Source organism: Pseudomonas sp. E141 (genome assembly GCF_052659885.1).
This window is the reverse complement of record NZ_CP084024.1, coordinates 111,648-133,644: the sequence shown is the minus strand read 5'-3', so window position 1 is coordinate 133,644 and position 21,997 is coordinate 111,648. Positions and strand designations below refer to the sequence as shown.

At 61.5% G+C, this 21,997-nt stretch carries 22 protein-coding genes and 1 pseudogene; 19 read left to right on the top strand and 4 right to left on the bottom strand.

What is annotated here, in order from left to right; all coding sequences use genetic code 11:
* Positions 1 to 15: 15 nt before the first annotated feature.
* Complete coding sequence (gene rpmE / locus GKKCFE_RS00590; RefSeq protein WP_047225972.1) at positions 16 to 237, bottom strand: 50S ribosomal protein L31; 222 nt, start codon at positions 235 to 237, stop codon at positions 16 to 18.
* A gap of 292 nt (positions 238 to 529) precedes the next feature.
* On the opposite strand from rpmE, the gene GKKCFE_RS00585 reads away from it, so the two are divergent.
* The 10 genes from GKKCFE_RS00585 to GKKCFE_RS00540 all read left to right on the top strand — a co-directional run bounded on the left by GKKCFE_RS00585 (position 530) and on the right by GKKCFE_RS00540 (position 13,690).
* On the top strand, positions 530 to 2,749 hold the full coding sequence (locus GKKCFE_RS00585; protein WP_047225973.1) for a primosomal protein N': 2,220 nt from the start codon (positions 530 to 532) through the stop codon (positions 2,747 to 2,749).
* Positions 2,750 to 2,959: 210 nt separating this feature from the next.
* Positions 2,960 to 4,696 (top strand): arginine--tRNA ligase, encoded by a 1,737-nt coding sequence (argS, locus tag GKKCFE_RS00580; RefSeq protein WP_445577366.1) that lies wholly within the window; start codon positions 2,960 to 2,962, stop codon positions 4,694 to 4,696.
* 1 nt (position 4,697) lies between these two features.
* Entirely contained in the window at positions 4,698 to 5,393 is a 696-nt protein-coding gene (locus tag GKKCFE_RS00575; protein ID WP_047225975.1) for an SPOR domain-containing protein, read from the top strand.
* Positions 5,394 to 5,678: 285 nt separating this feature from the next.
* Positions 5,679 to 6,209 carry an ATP-dependent protease subunit HslV gene (gene hslV / locus GKKCFE_RS00570; protein ID WP_003186641.1) on the top strand — a complete coding sequence of 177 codons (531 nt, stop codon included), beginning with the start codon at positions 5,679 to 5,681 and terminating at the stop codon, positions 6,207 to 6,209.
* A 49-nt stretch (positions 6,210 to 6,258) separates the two neighbouring features.
* Positions 6,259 to 7,596 (top strand): ATP-dependent protease ATPase subunit HslU, encoded by a 1,338-nt coding sequence (hslU, locus tag GKKCFE_RS00565; protein ID WP_047225976.1) that lies wholly within the window; start codon positions 6,259 to 6,261, stop codon positions 7,594 to 7,596.
* A gap of 169 nt (positions 7,597 to 7,765) precedes the next feature.
* The gene (locus GKKCFE_RS00560; protein WP_445577365.1) at positions 7,766 to 8,143 is read left to right on the top strand and encodes a gamma-butyrobetaine hydroxylase-like domain-containing protein; all 378 of its coding nucleotides are present in this window, start codon (positions 7,766 to 7,768) and stop codon (positions 8,141 to 8,143) included.
* A gap of 275 nt (positions 8,144 to 8,418) precedes the next feature.
* On the top strand, positions 8,419 to 10,098 hold the full coding sequence (phaC, locus tag GKKCFE_RS00555; protein ID WP_047225978.1) for a class II poly(R)-hydroxyalkanoic acid synthase: 1,680 nt from the start codon (positions 8,419 to 8,421) through the stop codon (positions 10,096 to 10,098).
* Positions 10,099 to 10,356: 258 nt separating this feature from the next.
* A complete protein-coding gene (gene phaZ, locus GKKCFE_RS00550; protein WP_047225979.1) occupies positions 10,357 to 11,214 on the top strand; it encodes a poly(3-hydroxyalkanoate) depolymerase in 858 nt (285 codons plus the stop codon).
* Positions 11,215 to 11,326: 112 nt separating this feature from the next.
* Entirely contained in the window at positions 11,327 to 13,009 is a 1,683-nt protein-coding gene (phaC, locus tag GKKCFE_RS00545; protein ID WP_316912493.1) for a class II poly(R)-hydroxyalkanoic acid synthase, read from the top strand.
* Between the two features lie 60 nt (positions 13,010 to 13,069).
* Positions 13,070 to 13,690 carry a TetR/AcrR family transcriptional regulator gene (locus GKKCFE_RS00540; RefSeq protein ID WP_047225981.1) on the top strand — a complete coding sequence of 207 codons (621 nt, stop codon included), beginning with the start codon at positions 13,070 to 13,072 and terminating at the stop codon, positions 13,688 to 13,690.
* A 249-nt stretch (positions 13,691 to 13,939) separates the two neighbouring features.
* Here GKKCFE_RS00540 and GKKCFE_RS00535 read toward each other — a convergent pair whose 3' ends face one another.
* From GKKCFE_RS00535 to GKKCFE_RS00525, 3 genes are all read right to left on the bottom strand, one after another.
* Positions 13,940 to 14,812 (bottom strand): phasin family protein, encoded by an 873-nt coding sequence (locus tag GKKCFE_RS00535; RefSeq protein ID WP_445578077.1) that lies wholly within the window; start codon positions 14,810 to 14,812, stop codon positions 13,940 to 13,942.
* A gap of 10 nt (positions 14,813 to 14,822) precedes the next feature.
* Positions 14,823 to 15,245 carry a phasin family protein gene (locus GKKCFE_RS00530; RefSeq protein WP_047225983.1) on the bottom strand — a complete coding sequence of 141 codons (423 nt, stop codon included), beginning with the start codon at positions 15,243 to 15,245 and terminating at the stop codon, positions 14,823 to 14,825.
* A 252-nt stretch (positions 15,246 to 15,497) separates the two neighbouring features.
* Positions 15,498 to 15,773 (bottom strand): polyhydroxyalkanoic acid system family protein, encoded by a 276-nt coding sequence (locus GKKCFE_RS00525; RefSeq protein ID WP_274090493.1) that lies wholly within the window; start codon positions 15,771 to 15,773, stop codon positions 15,498 to 15,500.
* A gap of 155 nt (positions 15,774 to 15,928) precedes the next feature.
* On the opposite strand from GKKCFE_RS00525, the gene ubiE reads away from it, so the two are divergent.
* The 9 genes and pseudogenes from ubiE to GKKCFE_RS00480 all read left to right on the top strand — a co-directional run bounded on the left by ubiE (position 15,929) and on the right by GKKCFE_RS00480 (position 21,966).
* Positions 15,929 to 16,699: a bifunctional demethylmenaquinone methyltransferase/2-methoxy-6-polyprenyl-1,4-benzoquinol methylase UbiE gene (gene ubiE, locus GKKCFE_RS00520; protein WP_047225985.1), complete on the top strand. Its 771-nt coding sequence runs from the start codon at positions 15,929 to 15,931 to the stop codon at positions 16,697 to 16,699.
* Positions 16,699 to 17,323, top strand: a pseudogene (locus tag GKKCFE_RS00515) (ubiquinone biosynthesis accessory factor UbiJ). The gene ubiE and the pseudogene GKKCFE_RS00515 overlap by 1 nt, the downstream one beginning before the upstream one ends.
* Entirely contained in the window at positions 17,320 to 18,924 is a 1,605-nt protein-coding gene (gene ubiB / locus GKKCFE_RS00510) for a ubiquinone biosynthesis regulatory protein kinase UbiB (RefSeq protein ID WP_047225986.1), read from the top strand. The pseudogene GKKCFE_RS00515 and the gene ubiB overlap by 4 nt, the downstream one beginning before the upstream one ends.
* 81 nt (positions 18,925 to 19,005) lie before the next feature.
* A complete protein-coding gene (gene hisI, locus GKKCFE_RS00505) occupies positions 19,006 to 19,404 on the top strand; it encodes a phosphoribosyl-AMP cyclohydrolase (protein ID WP_003196931.1) in 399 nt (132 codons plus the stop codon).
* A complete protein-coding gene (locus GKKCFE_RS00500) occupies positions 19,397 to 19,729 on the top strand; it encodes a phosphoribosyl-ATP diphosphatase (RefSeq protein WP_003186671.1) in 333 nt (110 codons plus the stop codon). Before hisI ends, GKKCFE_RS00500 begins: the two co-directional genes overlap by 8 nt.
* Before the next feature lie 24 nt (positions 19,730 to 19,753).
* Complete coding sequence (locus GKKCFE_RS00495) at positions 19,754 to 20,041, top strand: twin-arginine translocase TatA/TatE family subunit (RefSeq protein ID WP_047225988.1); 288 nt, start codon at positions 19,754 to 19,756, stop codon at positions 20,039 to 20,041.
* A gap of 10 nt (positions 20,042 to 20,051) precedes the next feature.
* Positions 20,052 to 20,471 (top strand): Sec-independent protein translocase protein TatB, encoded by a 420-nt coding sequence (gene tatB / locus GKKCFE_RS00490; RefSeq protein WP_047225989.1) that lies wholly within the window; start codon positions 20,052 to 20,054, stop codon positions 20,469 to 20,471.
* Positions 20,468 to 21,262, top strand: coding sequence for a twin-arginine translocase subunit TatC (gene tatC / locus GKKCFE_RS00485; protein ID WP_047225990.1), 795 nt, complete (start codon positions 20,468 to 20,470; stop codon positions 21,260 to 21,262). Before tatB ends, tatC begins: the two co-directional genes overlap by 4 nt.
* Positions 21,259 to 21,966, top strand: a complete 708-nt coding sequence (locus GKKCFE_RS00480) for a 16S rRNA (uracil(1498)-N(3))-methyltransferase (RefSeq protein ID WP_445577364.1) — start codon at positions 21,259 to 21,261, stop codon at positions 21,964 to 21,966. The genes tatC and GKKCFE_RS00480 overlap by 4 nt, the downstream gene beginning before the upstream one ends.
* Positions 21,967 to 21,997 lie beyond the last annotated feature (31 nt).

Sequence of the window (21,997 nt, the reverse complement as noted above, 5' to 3'; positions counted from 1 at the left end):
CCAAAATGATTAGCCTCAGGCTTTTTTGGTAGCGCCAAAAGCACCGAAACGATCGGCGAACTTCTGAACGCGGCCGCCGGTATCCAGAGTCTTTTGCTTACCGGTGTAGAACGGGTGGCATTCGTTGCAAACGTCGATCGACAGGGCTTTGCCGTAGGTCGAACGAGTTTCGAACTTATTGCCGCAGCTGCAGGTCACGGCAATTTCTGGGTATTCCGGATGGATATCGGTTTTCATGGGGTTTTCCTCAGGCTAGCGTGCCGCCACCCAACACTATTGTTGAATACCGCACGTAATTAGGCCGCGGATTCTACCAGACAACATCAATCACGCAAGCTATGACTTGTACCAACCGTCTGCTAGGCTCCCCGCCTCATGCGCAAGCTCTTCTGTGGGAGCGAGCCTGCTCGCGATGGCGGTGGATCAGCCGCATGGGTATTGGTTGACACTCCGCCATCGCGAGCAGGCTCGCTCCCACAAGGGTTGTGCCAAGCCTTCTGAATTTGTCTGTATATCGAGACCCTCCCGCGTGCCCGACGCCATCCTGCGCCTCGCCCTGCCTTCGCCTCTGCGCCGCCTGTTCGACTACCGGGCCCCGGCCGGAGTCCTGCGTGAGCAGTTGCATCCGGGCATGCGCCTGCGGGTGCCGTTCGGCCGACGGGAGATGATCGGGATTCTGGTCGAGGTCGCCGACCACAGCGAAGTCCCGGCCGACAAACTGAAGCCGGCCCTGGCCTTGCTCGATGCGACGCCGCCGCTGCCCGCCTCGCTGTTCAAGCTGTGCCTGTGGACCTCCCAGTACTATCAACACAGCCTCGGCGACACCCTGAGCTGGGCGCTGCCGGTATTGTTGCGCCAGGGCGAACCGGCCGAGGCACGCCAGGAGCGGTTCTGGTCGGTGGCACCGGGCGCCTCGCTGGACGACCCGCGCATCGCCCGCGCCCCGCGTCAGCGTGAGGCCCTGGCGACCCTGGCCCAGCATCCCCACGGCGTGGCCCATCAGCTATTGAGCAAACTGATGCTCAGCAAGGACAGCCTCGACCTGCTGCTAGCCAAGGACCTGGTCCAGGTAGACATCCGCCGGCACGCTCCGGGTGTTCGCCATGAGCATTGGCTGGCCCAGCCGGAACTGCCGCTCAATGCTGAACAGCGGGCCGCCTGCGAGGCGATTCGCGCCGGTTTCGACAGCTATCACGCCTTCTTGCTGGCCGGCGTCACCGGCAGCGGCAAGACCGAGGTCTATCTGCAACTGATCCGCCAGACCCTGGAAGCCGGCAAGCAGGCCCTGGTGCTGATTCCGGAAATCAACCTTGGGCCACAGACCCTGGCGCGCTTCGAACAACGGTTCAACGCGCGGATCGCGCTGGTGCATTCGGCGGTCAACGACCGTGAACGGCTGGAAGCCTGGCTCGCCGCCCGGGACGGTGAGGCCGACATCATCATCGGCACCCGCTCGGCCCTGTTCACACCGATGAAAAACCCCGGTCTGATCATCATCGACGAAGAACATGACGGCTCTTATAAGCAGCAGGAAGGCCTGCGCTACCACGCCCGTGACTTGGCACTGGTGCGGGCGCGCCAGGAAAACATTCCCATTGTTCTCGGTTCAGCCACGCCGTCCCTGGAAAGCCTGCACAACGCCTACACCGGACGTTACGGACTCCTGCGCCTGAACGAACGGGCCGGCGGCGCCAAGCAGCCACGGTTTCTGCGCCTGGATGTAAAGAGTCGTCCGCTGGACAGCGGCATTTCCGGGCCGATGCAACAAGCCATCGGCCAGACCCTGGCCGCCGGGCAACAGGTCTTGGTGTTCCTCAACCGCCGGGGTTTCGCCCCGACCCTGCTGTGCCATGACTGCGGTTGGATGTCGGGCTGCGAACGCTGCGACGCACGCATGACCGTGCACCAACGCCACGGCGAGCTGCGCTGCCATCATTGCGGCCACGCCGAACGAGTGCCGAGGCACTGCCCGCAGTGCGGCAAAGTGGACCTGCGCCCGGTGGGGGCCGGCACCGAACGCGCTGAAGAACGGCTGGGCATCCTGTTTCCCGATTACCCGGTACTGCGGGTCGATCGCGACAGCACTTCGCGCAAGGACGCCATGAATCAGTTGTTCGCTACCATTCAGAAAGGCCAGCCGTGCATCCTGGTGGGCACGCAGATGCTCGCCAAGGGGCATCACTTTCCTCGGGTCACGCTGGTGTCGATCCTTGACGCCGACGGCGGACTGTTCTCCGGCGACTTCCGTGCCAGCGAGCGCATGGCGCAGTTGATCGTTCAGGTCGCAGGCCGGGCCGGACGGGCCGAGGAGCCGGGCAAGGTAATTATCCAGACCCACCTGGCCGACCATCCGCTGCTGATACAACTGACCGAACAAGGCTACTTCGCCTTCGCCGAGCAGGCCTTGAGCGAACGTCGCGGCGCCGGCCTGCCGCCGTTTGCTCACCTGGCATTGTTGCGGGCCGAAGCCCATAAGCCCGGGCAGGCCGAAGCGTTCCTTGACGAAGCCTGCAGCGAGGCCGAACGCTTGCTGGGGCAACAGAACCTCACCGGCATCGAACTATTGGGCCCGGTACCGGCTCCGATGGAACGACGGGCCGGGCGTTACAGGGCTCAACTTCTACTACAGGCCAATGCCCGGGCCCCTTTGCATCGGCTATTAAGTACCTGGCTGCTGGCGCTGGAGCAGATGCCCAGCGGGCGGGCGGTGCGCTGGTCGCTGGATGTGGATCCGGTGGATTTGTATTGACCCAGGCATCCTCATCGCGAGCAGGCTCGCTCCCACATTGGAATGCAATTTCCTGTGGGAGCGAGCCTGCTCGCGATGAGGCCCGAATAGCCACCACACATCCCCACCCGACCCGCTACAGTTGGCAAGCTTGCCTTCGCCACGGATAATGCCCAGTTTTTCCACCAGCGCATCGAAGCGCCGCCGCGCCTGCGGTTGAAAGAGAAGACCATGAAAGACACCATTCGCCAGCTCATCCAGCAAGCCATCGCCCAACTCGTCGCTGAAGGTGTGCTGCCAGAAGGCCTGTCGCCGGCGATTCAGGTCGAAAACACCCGTGACAAGACCCACGGCGACTTCGCCAGCAACATCGCGATGATGCTCGCCAAACCGGCCGGCATGAAACCGCGGGACCTGGCCGAAAAGATCATCGCCGCGCTGCCGGCTGACGAAAACGTCAGCAAGGCTGACATTGCCGGCCCAGGCTTCATCAATTTCTTCCAGAACACCCAGGCCCTGGCCTCACGCCTGGACGCGGCCCTGGCCGACGAACGCATCGGCGTGCGCAAGGCCGGTCCGCTGCAACGCACCGTGGTCGACCTTTCGGCCCCCAACCTCGCCAAGGAAATGCATGTCGGCCATCTGCGCTCGACCATCATTGGTGACGGCGTGGCCCGGGTACTGGAGTTTCTCGGAGACACGGTGATCCGCCAGAACCACGTCGGCGACTGGGGCACCCAGTTCGGCATGCTGATGGCCTACCTGCAGGAAAACCCGATCACCAGCGATGAGCTGTCGGACCTGGAGAACTTCTACCGCGCCGCCAAGCAACGCTTCGACGAGTCGCCCGAATTTGCTGACCGCGCCCGTGGCCTGGTGGTCAAGCTGCAGGCCGGCGATGCCGAGTGCCTGGCGCTGTGGACCAAGTTCAAGGACATCTCCCTGTCCCACTGCCAGAAAATCTACGAACTGCTGAACGTCAAATTGACCATGGCTGACGTGATGGGCGAAAGCGCCTACAACGACGACCTGATCAACGTGGTCAACGACCTGAAAGCCAAGGGCCTGCTGGTGGAAAGCAACGGCGCCCAGTGCGTATTCCTCGAGCAGTTCAAGACCGCTGACGGTGAGCCACTGCCGGTGATCATCGTCAAGGCTGACGGCGGCTACCTCTACGCCACCACTGATCTGGCGGCCGTGCGCTACCGCAACAGCGTGCTCAAGGCCGATCGAGTGCTGTACTTCGTCGACCAGCGCCAGGCCCTGCACTTCCAGCAAGTGTTCGAAGTGGCGCGCCTGGCCGGTTTCGTGAGCCATCCGATGGAAATGGAACACATGGGCTTCGGCACCATGAACGGCGCCGACGGCCGTCCGTTCAAGACCCGCGACGGCGGCACGGTGAAACTGATCGACCTGCTGACCGAAGCCCAGGATCGCGCCTACACCCTGGTCAAGGGCAAGAACCCGGACCTGGCCGAGGACGAACTGCGCAAGATCGCCAAGGTGGTGGGCATCGACGCGGTGAAATACGCCGACCTGTCCAAGCACCGCACCAGCGACTACAGCTTCAACTTCGACCTGATGCTCAACTTCGAAGGCAACACCGCGCCCTACCTGCTGTACGCCTACACCCGTGTGGCCGGGGTGTTCCGCAAGCTCGGCAAGGGCTTCAATGAAGTGGACGGGCAGATCGTGCTTGTAGCCGCTCAAGAACAGGAGCTGGCGGCGAAACTGGCGCAGTTCGGTGAAGTGCTGAACAACGTCGCAGACAAAGGCACCCCACACACCCTGTGCGCGTACCTGTACGATGTGGCCGGTCTGTTCTCCAGCTTCTACGAGAACTGCCCGATCCTCAACGCCGAAACGCCAGAGCAAATGCAGAGTCGCCTGCGCCTCGCCGCACTGACCGGGCGCACCCTCAAGCAAGGCCTGGAACTGCTGGGCCTGGAAACGCTGGAGCGCATGTAAGTTGGCCGCCAAGAAAAAACCTGCACCCAAACGCGGCGCCAGTCGTTACCAGCCCCCAGCCAAACAGCCGATTCCCGGCTGGTTGTGGATGGCTATCGGCCTGACCGTCGGCGCTTTCATTGTGTTTCTGATGAAATTGGAGCCGGGCCAGGGCGATGACGTCAAGCGCGTGCGCCAAGAGCAACAGAAAGCCACGCGCATCGCCGAGGCCAACAAGACCCCGCCGAGCCCGACGCAACCGGTCAAGCCCAAGTACGACTTCTACACCCTGCTGCCGGAATCGGAAGTCATCGTGCCGCCCGATGCCGTGCCGGAGAAAACCCTGCCGACGCCACAGGTGCCCACCACGCCGGTAACTCCGGCCGAAGCGGCGAAGATCGACACCGCTCGCGCTCAGGCAGCCCTGGCCGGCATCACGCCGCCGCCGGCTCCGCCCGTGCAGAAAGCCGCTCCGGTGACGAAGTTCTTCCTGCAGGCCGGCTCGTTCCGCAAGGAAGCCGACGCCGACAAGGTACGCGCGCAGATCATTCTGCTGGGCCAGTCCGTGGCGGTGGAGTCCGGCACGGTGAAGGAAGAAACCTGGTATCGGGTGCTGGTCGGTCCGTTCAGCAACCGCGAAGAACTGACAAAAGCCCAAAAACAATTGGCCGGCAGCGGTTTCAGCAACCTGTTGTTACAACAGCGCCAGAGCCGCTGACTTCTGCTGAAAACACCCGGTGCGGCGGGGCTTTTGTGGCGAGGGAGCTTGCTCCCGCTGGGCTGCGTAGCAGCCCCAAAAGCTTGGGACCGCTGCGCGCTGGAGCGCCAGCCCGGTCCAGCGGGAGCAAGCTCCCTCGCCACAGTGAATGCCTTTGCCACAAACTTGATTGCCCCCCCAGGACGCCACTCGTCCCCTCTCCCACCCCACAGTTGAAAAAACCCACGCCACCCCCATATGAGTTCCATCCGGGCATTTTCGCCCCGCTGCGTGGAGACTCTTCCCTTGACCACCATCGTTTCAGTCCGCCGTCATGGCAAAGTCGTCATGGGCGGCGACGGCCAGGTTTCACTAGGCAACACCGTGATGAAAGGCAATGCGAAGAAAGTCCGCCGCCTGTACCACGGCCAGGTCATCGCCGGCTTCGCCGGGGCCACCGCCGATGCTTTCACCCTGTTCGAGCGTTTCGAAGGTCAGCTTGAGAAACATCAGGGCCACCTGGTGCGTGCCGCCGTGGAACTGGCCAAGGAATGGCGTACCGACCGCTCCCTGAGCCGCCTCGAAGCCATGCTCGCGGTCGCCAACAAGGACGCCTCGCTGATCATTACCGGTAACGGTGACGTTGTTGAACCCGAGGATGGCCTGATCGCCATGGGTTCCGGCGGCGCCTACGCCCAGGCCGCAGCCAGCGCCCTGTTGAAAAAGACCGATCTGTCGGCCCGCGAAATCGTCGAGACTGCCTTGGGCATCGCCGGCGACATCTGCGTCTTCACCAACCACACCCAGACCATTGAGGAGCAGGATCTCGCGGAATAAGCCTGGCCCTGTGCCACAGCTCATTCCTGCTTGAGGACCGCCAAATACTATGTCCATGACTCCCCGCGAAATCGTCCACGAACTCAACCGCCACATCATCGGCCAGGACGATGCCAAGCGCGCCGTCGCCATCGCCCTGCGTAACCGCTGGCGTCGGATGCAGCTGCCTGAAGAACTGCGCGTCGAAGTGACCCCCAAGAACATCCTGATGATCGGCCCGACCGGTGTCGGTAAAACCGAAATCGCCCGTCGCCTGGCCAAACTGGCCAACGCGCCGTTCATCAAGGTCGAAGCCACCAAGTTCACCGAAGTCGGTTATGTCGGTCGCGACGTCGAATCGATCATCCGCGACCTGGCCGATGCCGCCATCAAGTTGCTGCGCGAACAGGAAATCACCAAGGTTCGTCACCGTGCCGAAGATGCTGCCGAAGAGCGCATCCTCGACGCGCTGCTGCCGCCAGCGCGCATGGGCTTCAACGCCGAATCCGCTGCGACCCAGGATTCCAACACTCGCCAGCTGTTCCGCAAGCGCCTGCGCGAAGGCCAGCTCGACGACAAGGAAATCGAGATCGAAGTGGCCGAAATGGCCGGCGTCGACATCTCCGCGCCGCCCGGCATGGAGGAAATGACCAATCAATTGCAAAGCCTGTTCGCCAACATGGGCAAGGGCAAGCGCAAGAACCGCAAGCTCAAGGTCAAGGAAGCGCTGAAACTGGTTCGCGATGAAGAAGCCAGCCGCCTGGTCAACGAAGAAGAGTTGAAGGCCAAGGCCCTGGAGGCCGTCGAGCAGCACGGCATTGTGTTCATCGACGAAATCGACAAGGTCGCCAAGCGCGGCAATGTCGGCGGCGCCGACGTGTCCCGCGAAGGCGTGCAACGCGACCTGCTGCCGCTGATCGAAGGCTGCACGGTCAACACCAAGCTGGGCATGGTCAAGACCGACCACATCCTGTTCATCGCCTCCGGTGCGTTCCACCTGAGCAAGCCCAGCGACCTGGTGCCCGAGCTGCAAGGTCGCTTGCCGATCCGCGTCGAGCTCAAGGCCCTGACGCCGGAAGACTTCGAACGCATCCTGAGCGAACCCCACGCGTCCCTGACCGAACAGTATTGCGCCCTGCTCAAGACCGAAGGCCTGAACATCGAGTTCGCGCCGGAAGGCATCAAGCGCCTGGCGCAGATCGCCTGGCAGGTCAACGAGAAGACCGAGAACATCGGTGCCCGGCGCCTGCATACCCTGCTCGAACGCCTGCTCGAGGAAGTCTCGTTCAGTGCCGGCGACCTGGCTAGCGCCCATAACGAAGCGCCGATCCTCATCGATGCCGAGTACGTCAACAGCCACCTGGGTGAATTGGCAGAGAACGAAGACCTGTCGCGGTATATCCTGTAAGTCACCGACAGGTTTCCTCGGACCTGTGGGAGCGAGCTTGCTCGCGATGGCGGCGTATCATTCAACCAATGCGTTGACTGTCAAACCGCTATCGCGAGCAAGCTCGCTCCCACATGGACCTTTGTCGTTTTTGCAGATCAAGGCTCCCTTCAGAAACGGATCAGAGGCCATGACCAAACTCCCCAGCGCCATCAACCTGCACAAAGCCTCCAAGATCCTGACGCTCAAATACGCGCCGGACGAGGAGTATCACCTGCCCGCCGAATTCCTGCGGGTGCACTCGCCTTCCGCCGAGGTCCAGGGCCACGGCAAACCGATCCTGCAATACGGAAAAATCGGCGTCGGCCTGACCAAGGTCGAACCGGCCGGCCAGTACGCACTGAAATTGACCTTCGACGACGGTCACGACAGCGGACTGTTCACCTGGGACTACCTGTACCAGTTGGCGGTACGCCAGGAGGACCTGTGGAACGATTATCTTGCCGAACTCAAGGCGGCCGGAAAAACCCGCGACCCGAACGAGTCGGTCGTCAAGCTGATGCTCTAACTCAAGGGCTGGCGCTTTAGGGCGAATTTTCTAGACTCATCTGCTTGAATGCCCCCGCGGCAACGTCAATGACTGGCCTGCTTGCGAAAAAAATTAAACTCGGGTAACCAATGGAGCTGGCAAGTTCCCTGCAAAGGAATCGGCGAATTCCTTGCACACGTTTCCTCATTGCCTCGATGCGGAATTAACGGTCACCCGAGCAGCGTACCTGGCATTGGCTGTGGGCTTTCTGGCATGGCCCAGGTACTCGTCTGAAGGACAATGGAGCGTCGTAGATGAGCAACAAGAACAACGATGACCTGAAGTACCAAGCCTCGGAAAATACCCTGGGGTTGAATCCTGTCGTCGGCTTGCGCAGAAAAGATCTGCTGGCCTCTGCCCGAATGGTGCTGACCCAGGCCATCAAACAACCGCTGCACAGCGTCAAGCACGTCGCCCATTTCGGCGTCGAACTCAAGAACGTCCTGTTCGGCAGATCCGAGCTGCAACCTGCGGGCGATGACCGTCGCTTCAACGACCCGGCCTGGAGCCAGAACCCGCTCTACAAACGCTATCTGCAAACCTACCTGGCGTGGCGCAAGGAGCTGCACGCCTGGATCGACGAGAGCAACCTTTCGCCCCAGGACATCAGCCGCGGGCACTTCGTGATCAACCTGATGACCGAGGCCATGGCCCCGACCAATTCGGCAGCCAACCCGGCGGCGGTCAAACGCTTTTTCGAAACCGGCGGCAAGAGCCTGCTGGACGGCCTTTCGCACCTGGCCAAGGACCTGGTGCACAACGGCGGGATGCCGAGCCAGGTCGACATGGGCGCATTCGAAGTCGGCAAGAGCCTGGGTGTGACGGAAGGCGCCGTGGTGTTTCGCAACGACGTGCTGGAGTTGATCCAGTACCGCCCCATCACCGAACAGGTCCACGAGCGCCCACTGCTGGTGGTGCCGCCGCAGATCAACAAGTTCTACGTCTTCGACCTGAGCCCGGACAAGAGCCTGGCGCGCTTCTGCCTGCGCAGCAATGTGCAGACGTTCATTGTCAGCTGGCGCAACCCCACCAAGGAGCAGCGCGAGTGGGGCCTGTCGACCTACATCGAGGCGCTCAAGGAAGCGGTGGACGTGGTCACGGCCATCACCGGCAGCAAGGATGTGAACATGCTCGGAGCCTGCTCGGGCGGCATCACTTGCACCGCGCTGCTGGGGCATTACGCCGCCCTGGGCGAGAAGAAGGTCAACGCCCTGACCCTGCTGGTGAGCGTACTCGACACCACCCTGGACACCGACGTGGCGCTGTTCGTCGACGAGCAGACCCTGGAGGCGGCCAAGCGTCACTCCTATCAAGCCGGCGTGCTTGAAGGTCGCGACATGGCCAAGGTCTTCGCCTGGATGCGTCCCAACGATCTGATCTGGAACTACTGGGTCAACAACTATCTGCTGGGCAACGAGCCGCCGGTGTTCGACATTCTGTTCTGGAACAACGACACCACCCGGCTGCCGGCGGCGTTCCATGGCGACCTCATCGAGATGTTCAAGAACAACCCGCTGATCCGGCCCAATGCACTGGAAGTGTGCGGCACACCGATCGACCTCAAGCAGGTCACCGCCGACATCTTCTCCCTGGCCGGCACCAACGACCACATCACCCCTTGGAAGTCCTGCTACAAATCCGCACAGCTATTTGGCGGCAAGGTGGAATTCGTGCTGTCGAGCAGCGGTCACATCCAAAGCATCCTCAACCCACCAGGTAACCCCAAGTCGCGCTACATGACCAGCGAGGACATGCCGGCCAAGGCCGAGGACTGGCAGGAGAACTCCACCAAGCACACCGACTCCTGGTGGCTGCATTGGCAGGCCTGGCAGGCAGAACGCTCGGGCAAACTGAAAAAGGCACCCACGGTGCTGGGCAACAAGACTTATCCGGCGGGAGAAGCGGCGCCGGGCACGTATGTGCATGAGCGGTAACTGGTGCAACTCGTCTGTTGCGGCCGTGAGGTTACTCACGAAAGCATGTCAACAGCCGACATTAATGCAAGGCCCACGCCGCTGGTGAACGCAAACTTGCGTTAACAGCAGATCCAATGTGGGAGCGAGCCCGCTCGCGATAGCGGTGCGTCAGGCAACAGTGATGTTGAATGCAACGGCCTCATCGCGAGCAGGCTCGCTCCCACAGGGATCGGGGGAAAAATGAAAGACAGCGACCCAACCCACAGGGCTTGAAGCATGCCGCAACCGTACATCTTCCGTACCGTCGATCTGGATGGCCAGACCTTGCGCACCGCGGTACGCCCCGGCAAGCCTCATTTGACGCCCCTGCTGATTTTCAACGGCATCGGCGCCAACCTTGAGCTGGTGTTCCCGTTCATCCAGGCCCTGGACCCGGACCTGGAAGTCATCGCCTTTGACGTTCCCGGCGTCGGCGGCTCGTCGACGCCCAGCCGGCCATATCGCTTTCCCGGCCTGGCAAAACTCACCGCGCGGATGCTCGATTACCTCGATTACGGACAGGTCAACGTGATCGGCGTGTCCTGGGGCGGCGCCCTGGCCCAGCAATTTGCCCATGACTACCCTGAGCGCTGCAAAAAGCTGGTGCTGGCGGCCACCGCCGCTGGCGCGGTAATGGTGCCGGGCAAACCGAAAGTGCTGTGGATGATGGCCAGCCCCCGGCGCTACGTGCAGCCGTCCCACGTCATGCGTATCGCCCCACTGATCTACGGCGGCTCGTTCCGCCGCGACCCCAGCCTGGCGGCCAGTCATGCGGCCAAGGTCCGTTCGGCCGGCAAGCTGGGTTATTACTGGCAACTGTTCGCCGGCCTGGGCTGGACCAGCATCCACTGGCTGCACAAGATCCACCAGCCGACCCTGGTGCTGGCCGGCGACGACGACCCACTGATCCCGTTGATCAACATGCGCATGCTGGCCTGGCGCATCCCCAACGCCCAGCTGCACATCATCGACGACGGCCATCTGTTCCTGATTACCCGGGCCGAGGCTGTGGCGCCGATCATCATGAAGTTTCTGGAGGAAGAACGTCAGCGCGCGGTCATGCACCCGCATCCCGCGCCACTGGGTGGCGGCTGACACCGCCCAAAAGCGCCTGGCAGGACGCCGGATCGCGCAACTGCCCGGAACAGCGACTATGTTGTCTGGTTCGGTGTGTTTGTTTTTAGCCTGATGACGAAGGAGTTGACTCATGCGCGACAAACCGGCGAAGGGTTCCATGCCCGCCCCTGCCAACTTCATCAACGCACAAAGTGCGGTCACCGGCCTGCGGGGCCGGGACCTGCTTTCCACCCTGCGCAGTGTTGCCGTACACGGCTTGCGCAACCCAGTGCACAGCGCCCGGCATGCGTTGAAGTTGGGCAGCCAGTTGGGCCGCGTGCTGCTAGGGGAAACCCTGCACCCCACCAACCCCAACGACAAGCGCTTCGCCGATCCCACCTGGGAGCTCAATCCGTTCTATCGTCGAAGCCTGCAGGCCTACCTGAGCTGGCAGAAACAGATGAAGAGCTGGATCGACGAATGCGACATGAGCCCCGATGACCGTGCCCGGGCTCACTTCGCTTTCGCCCTGCTCAATGATGCCGTATCGCCTTCCAATACCTTGCTCAACCCGCTGGCGGTCAAGGAGCTGTTCAATTCCGGCGGTACCAGCCTGATTCGTGGCATCAGCCACTTGGTGGACGACCTGCTGCACAATGACGGGCTGCCGCGGCAAGTCACACCTCATGCCTTCGAAGTCGGCAAGACCCTGGCGACCACACCGGGGGCGGTGGTGTTTCGCAACGAAATGCTCGAGCTGATCCAGTACAAGTCCATGAGCGAAAAGCAATACGCCAAGCCGTTGCTGATCGTGCCGCCGCAGATCAACAAGTTCTACATCTTCGACCTGAGCCCTTCCAACAGCTTCGTCCAGTACGCCCTGAAAAACGGTTTGCAGGTGTTCATCATCAGTTGGCGCAACCCCGATGTACGTCACCGCGAATGGGGCCTGTCCAGCTATGTCGAGGCGACGGAAGAAGCCATGAATGTCTGCCGGGCGATCACCGGCGCCCGTGAGGTCAACCTGATGGGCGCCTGCGCGGGCGGCATGACCATCGCTGCCCTGCAAGGCCATCTGCAAGCCAAGCGCCAACTGCGCCGGGTCGCCAGCGCCACTTACCTGGTGAGCCTGCTGGACAGCCAGATGGAGAGCCCGGCCACGCTATTCACTGACGAGCAGACCCTGGAAGCCGCCAAGCGCCGCTCCTACCAGAAAGGCATCCTCGATGGCCGCGACATGGCCCGGGTGTTTGCCTGGATGCGCCCCAATGACCTGATCTGGACTTATTTCATCAACAACTACCTCCTGGGCAAGGAGCCGCCAGCGTTCGACATCCTCTACTGGAACAACGACTGCACCCGACTGCCGGCGGCCTACCATGGCGACCTGCTGGACTTCTTCAAGCACAATCCCTTGACCCACCCCGGCGGCCTGGAAGTGTGCGGCACACCGATCGACCTGCAAAAAGTGACGGTGGACAGCTTCAGCGTGGCGGGCATCAATGACCACATCACGCCATGGGACGCGGTCTATCGCTCAACGCTGTTGCTCGGTGGCGAGCGACGCTTCGTGCTGTCCAACAGCGGTCACGTCCAAAGCATTCTCAACCCGCCGGGCAACCCCAAGGCCAACTACGTCGAAAACCCGAAACTGAGCAGCGACCCGCGAGCCTGGTATTACGACGCCAAGCACGTCGAGGGCAGTTGGTGGACCCAGTGGCTGGGTTGGGTCCAGGAACGCTCCGGTGCCCAACGCGAAACACAGATGACCCTGGGCAACGCGAACTACCCGCCCCTGGAAGCGGCGCCGGGAACCTATGTGCGCGTGCGCTAAGGGCTCACTCCACGGCCAGACACTGGGCCGTGGCACGATTTCCATCACTAAGAAGACCGGATGAAAACCCGCGACCGCATTCTTGAATGCGCCCTGCAGTTGTTCAATGAGAAGGGCGAACCGAACGTTTCCACCATGGAAGTCGCCAACGAAATAGGCATCAGCCCAGGCAATCTCTATTACCACTTTCATGGCAAGGAGCCCCTGATCCTCGGGTTGTTCGAGCGCTTCCAGGGCGAACTGGCACCGCTGCTGGACCCACCGGCAGATGTACAACTGGCGCCGGAAGATTATTGGCTGTTCCTGCACCTGATCGTCGAACGGCTGGCTCAATACCGGTTTCTGTTCCAGGACCTGTCGAACCTGGCCGGACGCCTGCCAAAACTGGCCAAGGGCATCCGCCAGTTGCTCAACGCCCTGAAACGCACCCTGGCCTCGCTGCTGGCGCAACTCAAGGCCCAGGGGATGCTGGTCAGCGATACCCAGGCATTGGGGCAACTGGTGGAACAGATCACCATGACCTTACTGTTCTCGCTGGACTATCAGCGAATCCTCGACCGCGAGGGTGAAGTTCGACTGGTGGTCTATCAGGTCATGATGCTGGTAGCTCCGCATCTGCCGCCGGCGGCAAAGGTTGCCACCGAGCAACTGGCGTTGCGGTACCTGGAAGAGCACGACTAACGATCAGCAGAGAAAGATCCCTTGTGGGAGCGAGCCTGCTCGCGATGGCGGACGCACATCCAACATCAATGTGGCTGACACACCGCTATCGCGAGCAGGCTCGCTCCCACATTGTTTTCTGGGTGATTTCAATACTTGCATCACCACCAGCCCCCTCTGGGAGCAAGCCCGCTTCTGCGGTGCATTCAAATGCATACGCATAAAAAAACCCGACCTTCACAGGCCGGGCGTTTTTGTTTGCCCTGGATATCAGGACTGGGTGGTAGGCGTCGATGGAGCCGGCGCAGCGGTCGGGGTAACCGCCGGAGTCGGAGCCGAAGCGGAGTTCGCGGGGCTCGTCGGGGCGGCCGGTTTGGCGGCAGCAGTCGGCGCCTTCGGTGCGGCAGCTTTTGGCGCGGCCGGTTTTTTCACCGCAGGCTTTTTCGCCGCAGCGGGTTTGGCCGCCGCTTTTGCCGCAGGCTTGGCAGCAGGTTTGGCGGCCGCGGTTTTGGCAGCAGGTTTGGCCGCTGCTTTGGTCGCGGGTTTGGCTGCTACCGGCTTGGCCGCTGCCTTGGCGGCAGGTTTGGCGGCTGCGGTTTTCGCCGCCGGCTTGGCCGCTGCTTTTGCCGCAGGCTTAGCGACGGCTTTCGCCGCGGCCTTGACCAATGGCTTGGCTGCCGTCTTGGTGGCAGGTTTGGCTGCCGCAGCCTTGGCCGCCACTGGCGCGACCTTGGCGCCGGTGAGTTTTTCGATCTGCTTGGTCAGGGTGTCGACCTTGCTGTGCAGCGCCTTGACTTCATTGCGGCTCGGCACGCCCAGCCGAGAGATCGCGCTGTTCAGGCGCTTGTCGAAAGCCCCTTCCAGTTCGTCCCACTTGCCCAGTGCGCGATCCTTCACACCGCCGATTCGCGACTTGGCGGACTCGACGGAGTCCTTGGTGGCATCGACTTGTTTGCCGACCGCCGTCTTGGTGAGTTTTTCGGCCTTCTCGCCGTCCTTAACCAGGGACTCGAAGAGTTTGCTGCCGTCAGTGTCAATCTTCGAGTACACGCCTAAACCAGCAAGCCAGATTTTGCGGGAGTATTTTTCAATCTTCCCGGCCCACGAGCTGCCTTCTTTTTCGGTGATTTTTTTGCCAGCCATCCCGTTCTCCTTAATGTTTACGCGCGACACGTTCAAGCAATGCCGTCAGCTCATCGAGCTTAGCAGAGAGTGTCTCAACGTCATGTTTAGACGGAATGCCGATACGATTCAAGGCACTTGCAACACGGGCGTCGAATACCTTCTCGACTTTATCGAGTTGTACTTCAACCCGGGCCTTGAACGTGTTGACGTCAGTCTTGGCTTCAATCAGTTCGCTGTTAGCCGCTTCGAGTTTTCCGGCAATGTTCTTTTTGCCTTTGGTTTCAATAACTTCACCGGCTTTTACCAACTCCTGGAAGTACTCGCTGCCTTCCTGGCCGACCTTGGTGTAGGCGCCCAGGCCCGCCAGCCAGATCTTGCGCGCGTACGTTTTCACGTCGCTGAGCGTGGAAGATTCAACGTCGGTTTTTTTCTTCAAAATAACTTTGGCCATGGTGCACCTCACTCGATAACAGGTTTGAGGAACTGCCCGTACACGGTCGGGCTCAGGCACAAAGTAGTGACAATAATTAGAAACGGCACCCTAACTACTGCCACAGAATCCGAGGTGATGACTTCCCCTGTGGGAGCGAGCCTGCTCGCGATGGCGATAGACCGGCAACATTGATGTTGAATGACACGCCGCTATCGCGAGCAGGCTCGCTCCCACAGGTGAATGAGTGATGAACTTGAGTCATCTCTTCAATCAAGCCAATGCTTTATCCAACGCCTTTTCAATTTCCGTCTTGATCGTGCCGCTCATGGCCGACATCAACATGCCCAGTTCGACATCGACGCGGATCGAGTCCTCGCCCACATGCACCTCGCCTTTGACCCCGGAGCGCTTGAGCTTCAGCGTGTCGCCCGACCACTGCGGCTCCAGGCCATAGCTGTCGGACAGTTTCTGCGCCAACTGGTCGGCTCTCGCGCGGGCCGCTTCCTTGCCCAGGCCGTGGGCACGCTCAACTGTTATACGGGCCATCTGATGACTCCTGTTTTATCGGGACTTGCCTGCACGTTTCTGACCCTGGCTGCGTCAAAACGTCCCGGCGGTCGCTCATCTTACCTTCAGGCTTGCCAAGACAAAGCCCTCCACCGGGATTAGAATGTCCCGCATTCTTTTTTGGTGACAGCGATATGACTGATCAGCGCAAAGGCAGCGATGCCGAACCCACCACTCACTTCGGCTTCAAGAACGTGCCGGAAAGCCAGAAGGCGGAAAAAGTCGCTGAGGTTTTCCACTCGGTAGCCGCCAAATATGACTTGATGAACGATCTACTCTCGGGTGGCATGCACCGTCTGTGGAAGCGTTTCGCGATCGAACTGTCGGGTGTGCGCAGCGGCAATCGGGTGCTGGACATCGCCGGCGGCACCGGCGACCTGACGAAGAAGTTTTCTCACATTGTCGGGCCGACCGGTCAGGTGGTGCTCGCCGACATCAACGAGTCCATGCTCAAGGTCGGTCGTGACCGCCTGCTGGACCTGGGTGTGGCCGGCAATGTCGAGTTCGTCCAGGCCGACGCCGAGAAGCTGCCCTTCCCTGACAACCATTTCGATTGCGTCACCATCGCCTTCGGCCTGCGCAACGTCACCCACAAGGAAGACGCCCTGCGCTCGATGCTACGAGTCCTCAAACCCGGCGGCCGTCTGCTGGTGCTGGAATTCTCCAAGCCGACCAACGCGCTGATGTCCAAGGCCTACGACGCCTACTCGTTCGCCTTCATGCCACTGATGGGCAAGCTGATCACCAACGACTCGGAAAGCTATCGCTACCTGGCCGAATCGATCCGCATGCACCCGGATCAGGAAACCCTGAAGTCGATGATGGTCGAGGCCGGTTTCGACCGCGTGACCTACCACAACATGACCTCGGGCATCGTGGCCCTGCACCGCGGTATCAAGCCCTGATGCTGCTCACCGGCCTGCTCGCCAGCGTCGAACTCGGCGTCAATCGCGTCCTGCGCCTGGACAGTACGGCGCTGGCGCGCCTGGCGCACTTGAGCGGCAAGGTGGTTGCGGTGGATTGCCGCAGCCCCGCATTGCGGCTGTTCATCCTGCCCAGCGACGAAGGCCTGATGCTCGCCGCACACTGGGAAGCCGAGGCCCACTGCACCCTGCGCGCCCCGGCATCGAGCCTGGTGAACCTGGCCCTGAGCAAGGACAAGACCGCCGTGCTGCATGGCCCTGAGGTGGAACTGGACGGCGACAGCGGCGTGCTGCTGGAGCTGGCGGCGATTCTCCAGGACCTGGAGCTGGACTGGGAATATGAAGTATCCCGCTGGCTCGGGCCGGTGGCCACTCAGCTACTCAGTGGCCATCTGCGCAGCCGCACGCGCTGGTATCGCCAAGGCTTCGCCAGCCTGGGGCAGAATCTGAGTGAATACCTGGCTGAGGAATCGCGTACTCTCGTAGGCCAACGCGAAGCCGACGCCCGCTTTAATGAACTGGACCAGATCAAACTTGACCTGGAACGTCTCGAGGCGCGTTTCGAGCGCCTTTCCCGCTCCCTTGAAACCAAGCGATAACGCATGAAGCTGCTTGCCGTCCGCCGTTTGTTGCGCATCCAGCGCGTCGTGATCCGCTATCGCCTCGATGACCTGCTGTTCGCCCTGCCGCTGCCCTGGTTTTTGCTGGCGCTGCGCTTCGTGCTGCCGTGGCGCTGGTTTCCCCGGCGAACGCTGGACCTGAGTCGCGGCGCACGCCTGCGCCTGGCCTTGCAGGACCTGGGACCGATCTTCATCAAGTTCGGGCAGATCCTCTCGACTCGTCGCGACCTGTTGCCCGAAGACATCGCCGATGAATTGATGATGCTTCAAGACCGCGTGCCGCCGTTCGATTCAAAGGTGTCGGTGGCCCTGATCGAAGAACAACTGGGCAAGAAGATCAGCGAAGTGTTCAGCCGTTTCGACGTCGAGCCGTTGGCCTCGGCCTCCGTGGCCCAGGTTCACGCTGCGCAGCTCAAGAGCGGCGAAGAAGTGGTGGTGAAGGTTATCCGCCCGGGTCTCAAGCCGATCATTGCCCAGGACCTGGCGTGGCTGTTCATTCTCGCCCGGGCCGCCGAGCGACTATCGGCCGATGCGCGCCTGTTGCATCCGGTTGACGTGGTCCTGGACTACGAAAAAACCATCTACGACGAACTCGATCTGCTGCGCGAAGCCGCCAACGCCAGCCAACTGCGGCGTAACTTCGAAGGCTCGCCGCTGCTCTATGTGCCGCAAGTCTATTGGGACTGGTGCCGTCCGAAAGTGTTGGTGATGGAGCGTATCTACGGCATCCAGGTCACCGACCTGGCGACCCTGGCCGACCAGCGCACCGACATGAAACTGCTGGCCGAGCGCGGCGTGGAAATCTTCTTCACCCAGGTGTTCCGCGACAGCTTCTTCCACGCCGACATGCACCCGGGGAATATCTTTGTCAGCACCGTGCAACCGTGGAGCCCGCAATACATTGCCATCGACTGCGGCATCGTCGGCAGCCTGACTCCCGAAGACCAGGACTATCTGGCCCGCAACCTGTTCGCCTTCTTCAAGCGCGACTACCGCCGCGTCGCGCAACTGCACATCGACTCCGGCTGGGTGCCGGCCGAGACCAAACTCAACGAATTCGAAGCGGCGATCCGCACGGTATGCGAACCGATCTTCGAAAAACCGTTAAAAGATATTTCATTCGGCCAGGTGCTGATGCGCCTGTTCCAGACCGCGCGTCGCTTCAACATGGAGGTTCAGCCGCAGTTGGTACTGTTGCAGAAAACCTTGCTGAACATCGAAGGCCTTGGTCGCCAGCTATACCCGGACCTGGACCTGTGGAACACCGCCCAGCCGTTCCTCGAACGCTGGATGCGTGAGCGCGTGAGCCCCAAAACCTTGCTGGGCAACGTGCAGAGCCAGTTCGAGCAGCTCCCGCACCTGGCCAACATGACCCGCGACCTGCTCGAACGCATGTCCCAACCCCACGCCCACGATCCCGCGCCGCCGTGGAAAGAGCGCGGGGACGACTGGTTCATGCGCCTGCTCGGCGCCGCTCACCTGGGTGGCGGTGCAGTACTGGCGAGCGGGGGTCCGTTGAGTCAGCTGGGCCACTGGCCCGCCGGCATCATGGTCATCGTTGGTTTGTATCTGGTCGTTCGTCGATAGCCAGCATCGGTTCACGCTGGCACACTGTTTCAAGGCTGGGCCCGTCGACTTGAGATGCGCGGCCCATTGTCGGAGTCGAAGATGAAAAACTGGCAGGACGAGATCAAATGGGACGCTGACGGCCTGGTGCCGGCCATCGCCCAGGATCACAAGACCGGGCGCGTGCTGATGATGGCCTGGATGAACCGTGAAGCGCTGGCCCTGACCGCCGCCGAGAACCGCGCCATCTATTGGTCACGTTCGCGTGGCAAGCTGTGGCGCAAGGGTGAAGAATCCGGGCACGTGCAGCACCTGCACGAGATGCGCCTGGACTGCGACGGCGACGTCATCATCCTGATGGTCGAGCAGGTCGGTGAGATCGCCTGCCACACCGGCCGTCAAAGCTGCTTCTATCGCGTCTTCGAGAACGGCGACTGGAAAACCGTCGACCCGGTGCTCAAGGACCCGCACGCCATTTATTCAGGACATACCCATGAGTGACACCCTGACCCGCCTGGCCCAGGTGCTGGAAGAGCGCAAAGGCGCAGCGGCCGACAGTTCCTATGTCGCCAGTCTGTACCACAAGGGTTTGAACAAGATTCTGGAAAAGGTCGGTGAAGAGTCGGTCGAGACCATCATCGCCGCCAAGGACGCCGCCATCAGCGGCGACTGCAGTGACGTGATCTACGAGACCGCCGACCTGTGGTTCCATAGCCTGGTCATGCTTGCCCAACTGGGGCAGCACCCGCAGGCTGTACTGGATGAACTGGACCGTCGTTTCGGTCTGTCCGGGCACGTCGAGAAAGCCTCGCGTCCGTCCGCCTGATCAACTTACGAGAGGAATAGCCACATGGGTATTTTTGACTGGAAACACTGGGTCGTCATTCTGGTGGTCGTGGTACTGGTGTTCGGCACCAAGAAACTCAAGAACCTGGGCACTGACGTTGGCGAGTCGATCAAGGGCTTTCGCAAGGCCATGAACGACGACGAAAAACCGGCCGACCCGGCAGCGACGCCAGCTCAACCAGCGCAGCCGAGCCAACCGGTACACCCACAGGCCACTCAACCTGTGAATGCCCCGCACACCATCGATGTGCAGGCACAGAAAGTCGAAGAGCCGGCCCGCAAAGACTCGTGAGCACTGACTAATGTTTGGGATCAGCTTCACTGAACTGCTGCTCGTCGGCCTCGTCGCCCTGCTGGTACTGGGCCCCGAGCGGCTGCCGGGCGCTGCGCGCACCGCAGGTCTATGGATCGGGCGGCTCAAGCGCAGCTTCAATGCGATCAAACAGGAAGTTGAACGTGAAATCGGGGCCGACGACATTCGTCGGCAACTGCACAACGAACACATTCTGTCTCTGGAGCAGGAAGCGCGGAAAATCTTCACCCCGACCCAGCAGGAGCCGACACCGGTTCAGCCAGCGGTCGAGCCGACGATTGCCCCCCAGGCGCCGGTGGATGACACGCCGCCTGTAGCAGCCGCGCCCGCGAACCCCGTGGAGCCCGCCCCGACAGTGGCGGCACCAGCCGTTCCTAACGACCCTACTTTGCCGCCGCGAGCCCCATGAGCGATATTCCTGAAAACGACCAGCCGATGCCGCTGGTATCGCACCTCACCGAGTTGCGCACCCGCCTGTTGCGTTGCGTGGCGGCGATTTTCGTCATCTTCGCCGGGCTGTTTGCCTTCACCCAACAGATCTACACCTTCGTTTCCACACCGCTGCGCCAGTACCTGCCGGAAGGCGCGACGATGATCGCCACCGACGTGTCGTCACCGTTCCTGACGCCGCTCAAGCTGACGATGATGGTCTCGTTGTTCCTGGCGATCCCGGTGATCCTGCACCAGATCTGGGGCTTCATCGCGCCAGGCCTGTACAAGCATGAAAAACGCGTTGCCGTGCCGCTGCTGGTGTCCAGCATTCTGCTGTTCTATACCGGCATGGCCTTCGCCTACTTCTTCGTATTCCCGTTGATCTTCAAGTTCTTTGCCGCCGCCACTCCCGCGGGCGTGGAAATGATGACCGACATCACCAGCTACCTGGATTTCGTCATGACGCTGTTCTTCGCCTTCGGCGTGGCGTTCGAAATCCCGGTAGCCGTGGTGCTGTTGGTGTGGATCGGCGTGGTCGACGTTGCGTACCTGAAGAAAATCCGTCCGTACGTGATCATCGGCTGCTTCGTGGTCGGCATGATCCTGACCCCGCCGGACATCTTCTCCCAGACCCTGCTGGCCGTGCCGATGTGGCTGCTGTTCGAGATCGGCATCCTGTTCGGCGGTCTGGTGCGCAAGCGCCGGGAAGAAGTAGACGATCAGCCGGTCGACGACCATAACGACCAGCCGCCAGCGACCCAAGCGTGAACCTGCTGCTGCTTGAAGAGGCCGACTTCATCGGGCCTGACCGCGTCGTGCTGAGCGATCGCCGCTTGACCCACATGCAGCAAGTGCACCGCAGCGCCGTCGGCGACAGTCTGCGGGTCGGGCGCATCGGCGGGTTGATGGGCACGGCCCAGGTGCTGCGCCTGGAAGCCCATGAAGCCGAACTGCAAGTGACACTCGACCAACCTGCGCCGGCCAAGCTGCCGCTGACACTGGTGCTGGCCCTGCCTCGACCGAAGATGCTCCGACGAGTGTTCCAGACCATCGCCAGCATGGGCGTGCCGCGCGTGGTACTGGTCAACAGTTACCGCGTGGAAAAGAGCTTCTGGCAGACTCCATTCCTGGAGCCCGAGGCCATTCGCGAACAACTGATCCTTGGCCTGGAGCAGGCGCGTGACAGCGTGCTGCCAGAGATCATCATCGAAAAGCGCTTCAAGCCCTTCGTTGAAGACCGCCTGCCGGCCATGGTGGATGGCACCCGCGGTCTGGTCGGTCATCCGGGGAACTACCCCCCCTGCCCTCGCGCGCTGGACGAACCCGTGACCCTGGCCATCGGCCCCGAAGGCGGCTGGATTCCTTACGAAATTGACCTGCTGGCCAAGGCCGGACTGCAACCGGTACAACTGGGCGAACGCATCCTGCGCGTCGAAACCGCCGTTACCGCGCTGCTCGCACGGCTGTTCTGAACCCCTGTCGCTTGCCCGTTTTTTGTGGCGA

Coding starts and splice junctions, on each gene's coding strand:
- rpmE (WP_047225972.1), bottom strand. CDS start 237: ATGAAAACCGATATCCATCCGGAATACCCAGAAATTGCCGTGACCTGC.
- argS (WP_445577366.1), top strand. CDS start 2,960: ATGAAAGACACCATTCGCCAGCTCATCCAGCAAGCCATCGCCCAACTC.
- hslU (WP_047225976.1), top strand. CDS start 6,259: ATGTCCATGACTCCCCGCGAAATCGTCCACGAACTCAACCGCCACATC.
- GKKCFE_RS00560 (WP_445577365.1), top strand. CDS start 7,766: ATGACCAAACTCCCCAGCGCCATCAACCTGCACAAAGCCTCCAAGATC.
- phaC (WP_047225978.1), top strand. CDS start 8,419: ATGAGCAACAAGAACAACGATGACCTGAAGTACCAAGCCTCGGAAAAT.
- phaZ (WP_047225979.1), top strand. CDS start 10,357: ATGCCGCAACCGTACATCTTCCGTACCGTCGATCTGGATGGCCAGACC.
- phaC (WP_316912493.1), top strand. CDS start 11,327: ATGCGCGACAAACCGGCGAAGGGTTCCATGCCCGCCCCTGCCAACTTC.
- GKKCFE_RS00540 (WP_047225981.1), top strand. CDS start 13,070: ATGAAAACCCGCGACCGCATTCTTGAATGCGCCCTGCAGTTGTTCAAT.
- GKKCFE_RS00535 (WP_445578077.1), bottom strand. CDS start 14,812: ATGGCTGGCAAAAAAATCACCGAAAAAGAAGGCAGCTCGTGGGCCGGG.
- GKKCFE_RS00530 (WP_047225983.1), bottom strand. CDS start 15,245: ATGGCCAAAGTTATTTTGAAGAAAAAAACCGACGTTGAATCTTCCACG.
- GKKCFE_RS00525 (WP_274090493.1), bottom strand. CDS start 15,773: ATGGCCCGTATAACAGTTGAGCGTGCCCACGGCCTGGGCAAGGAAGCG.
- ubiE (WP_047225985.1), top strand. CDS start 15,929: ATGACTGATCAGCGCAAAGGCAGCGATGCCGAACCCACCACTCACTTC.
- ubiB (WP_047225986.1), top strand. CDS start 17,320: ATGAAGCTGCTTGCCGTCCGCCGTTTGTTGCGCATCCAGCGCGTCGTG.
- hisI (WP_003196931.1), top strand. CDS start 19,006: ATGAAAAACTGGCAGGACGAGATCAAATGGGACGCTGACGGCCTGGTG.
- GKKCFE_RS00500 (WP_003186671.1), top strand. CDS start 19,397: ATGAGTGACACCCTGACCCGCCTGGCCCAGGTGCTGGAAGAGCGCAAA.
- GKKCFE_RS00495 (WP_047225988.1), top strand. CDS start 19,754: ATGGGTATTTTTGACTGGAAACACTGGGTCGTCATTCTGGTGGTCGTG.
- tatB (WP_047225989.1), top strand. CDS start 20,052: ATGTTTGGGATCAGCTTCACTGAACTGCTGCTCGTCGGCCTCGTCGCC.
- tatC (WP_047225990.1), top strand. CDS start 20,468: ATGAGCGATATTCCTGAAAACGACCAGCCGATGCCGCTGGTATCGCAC.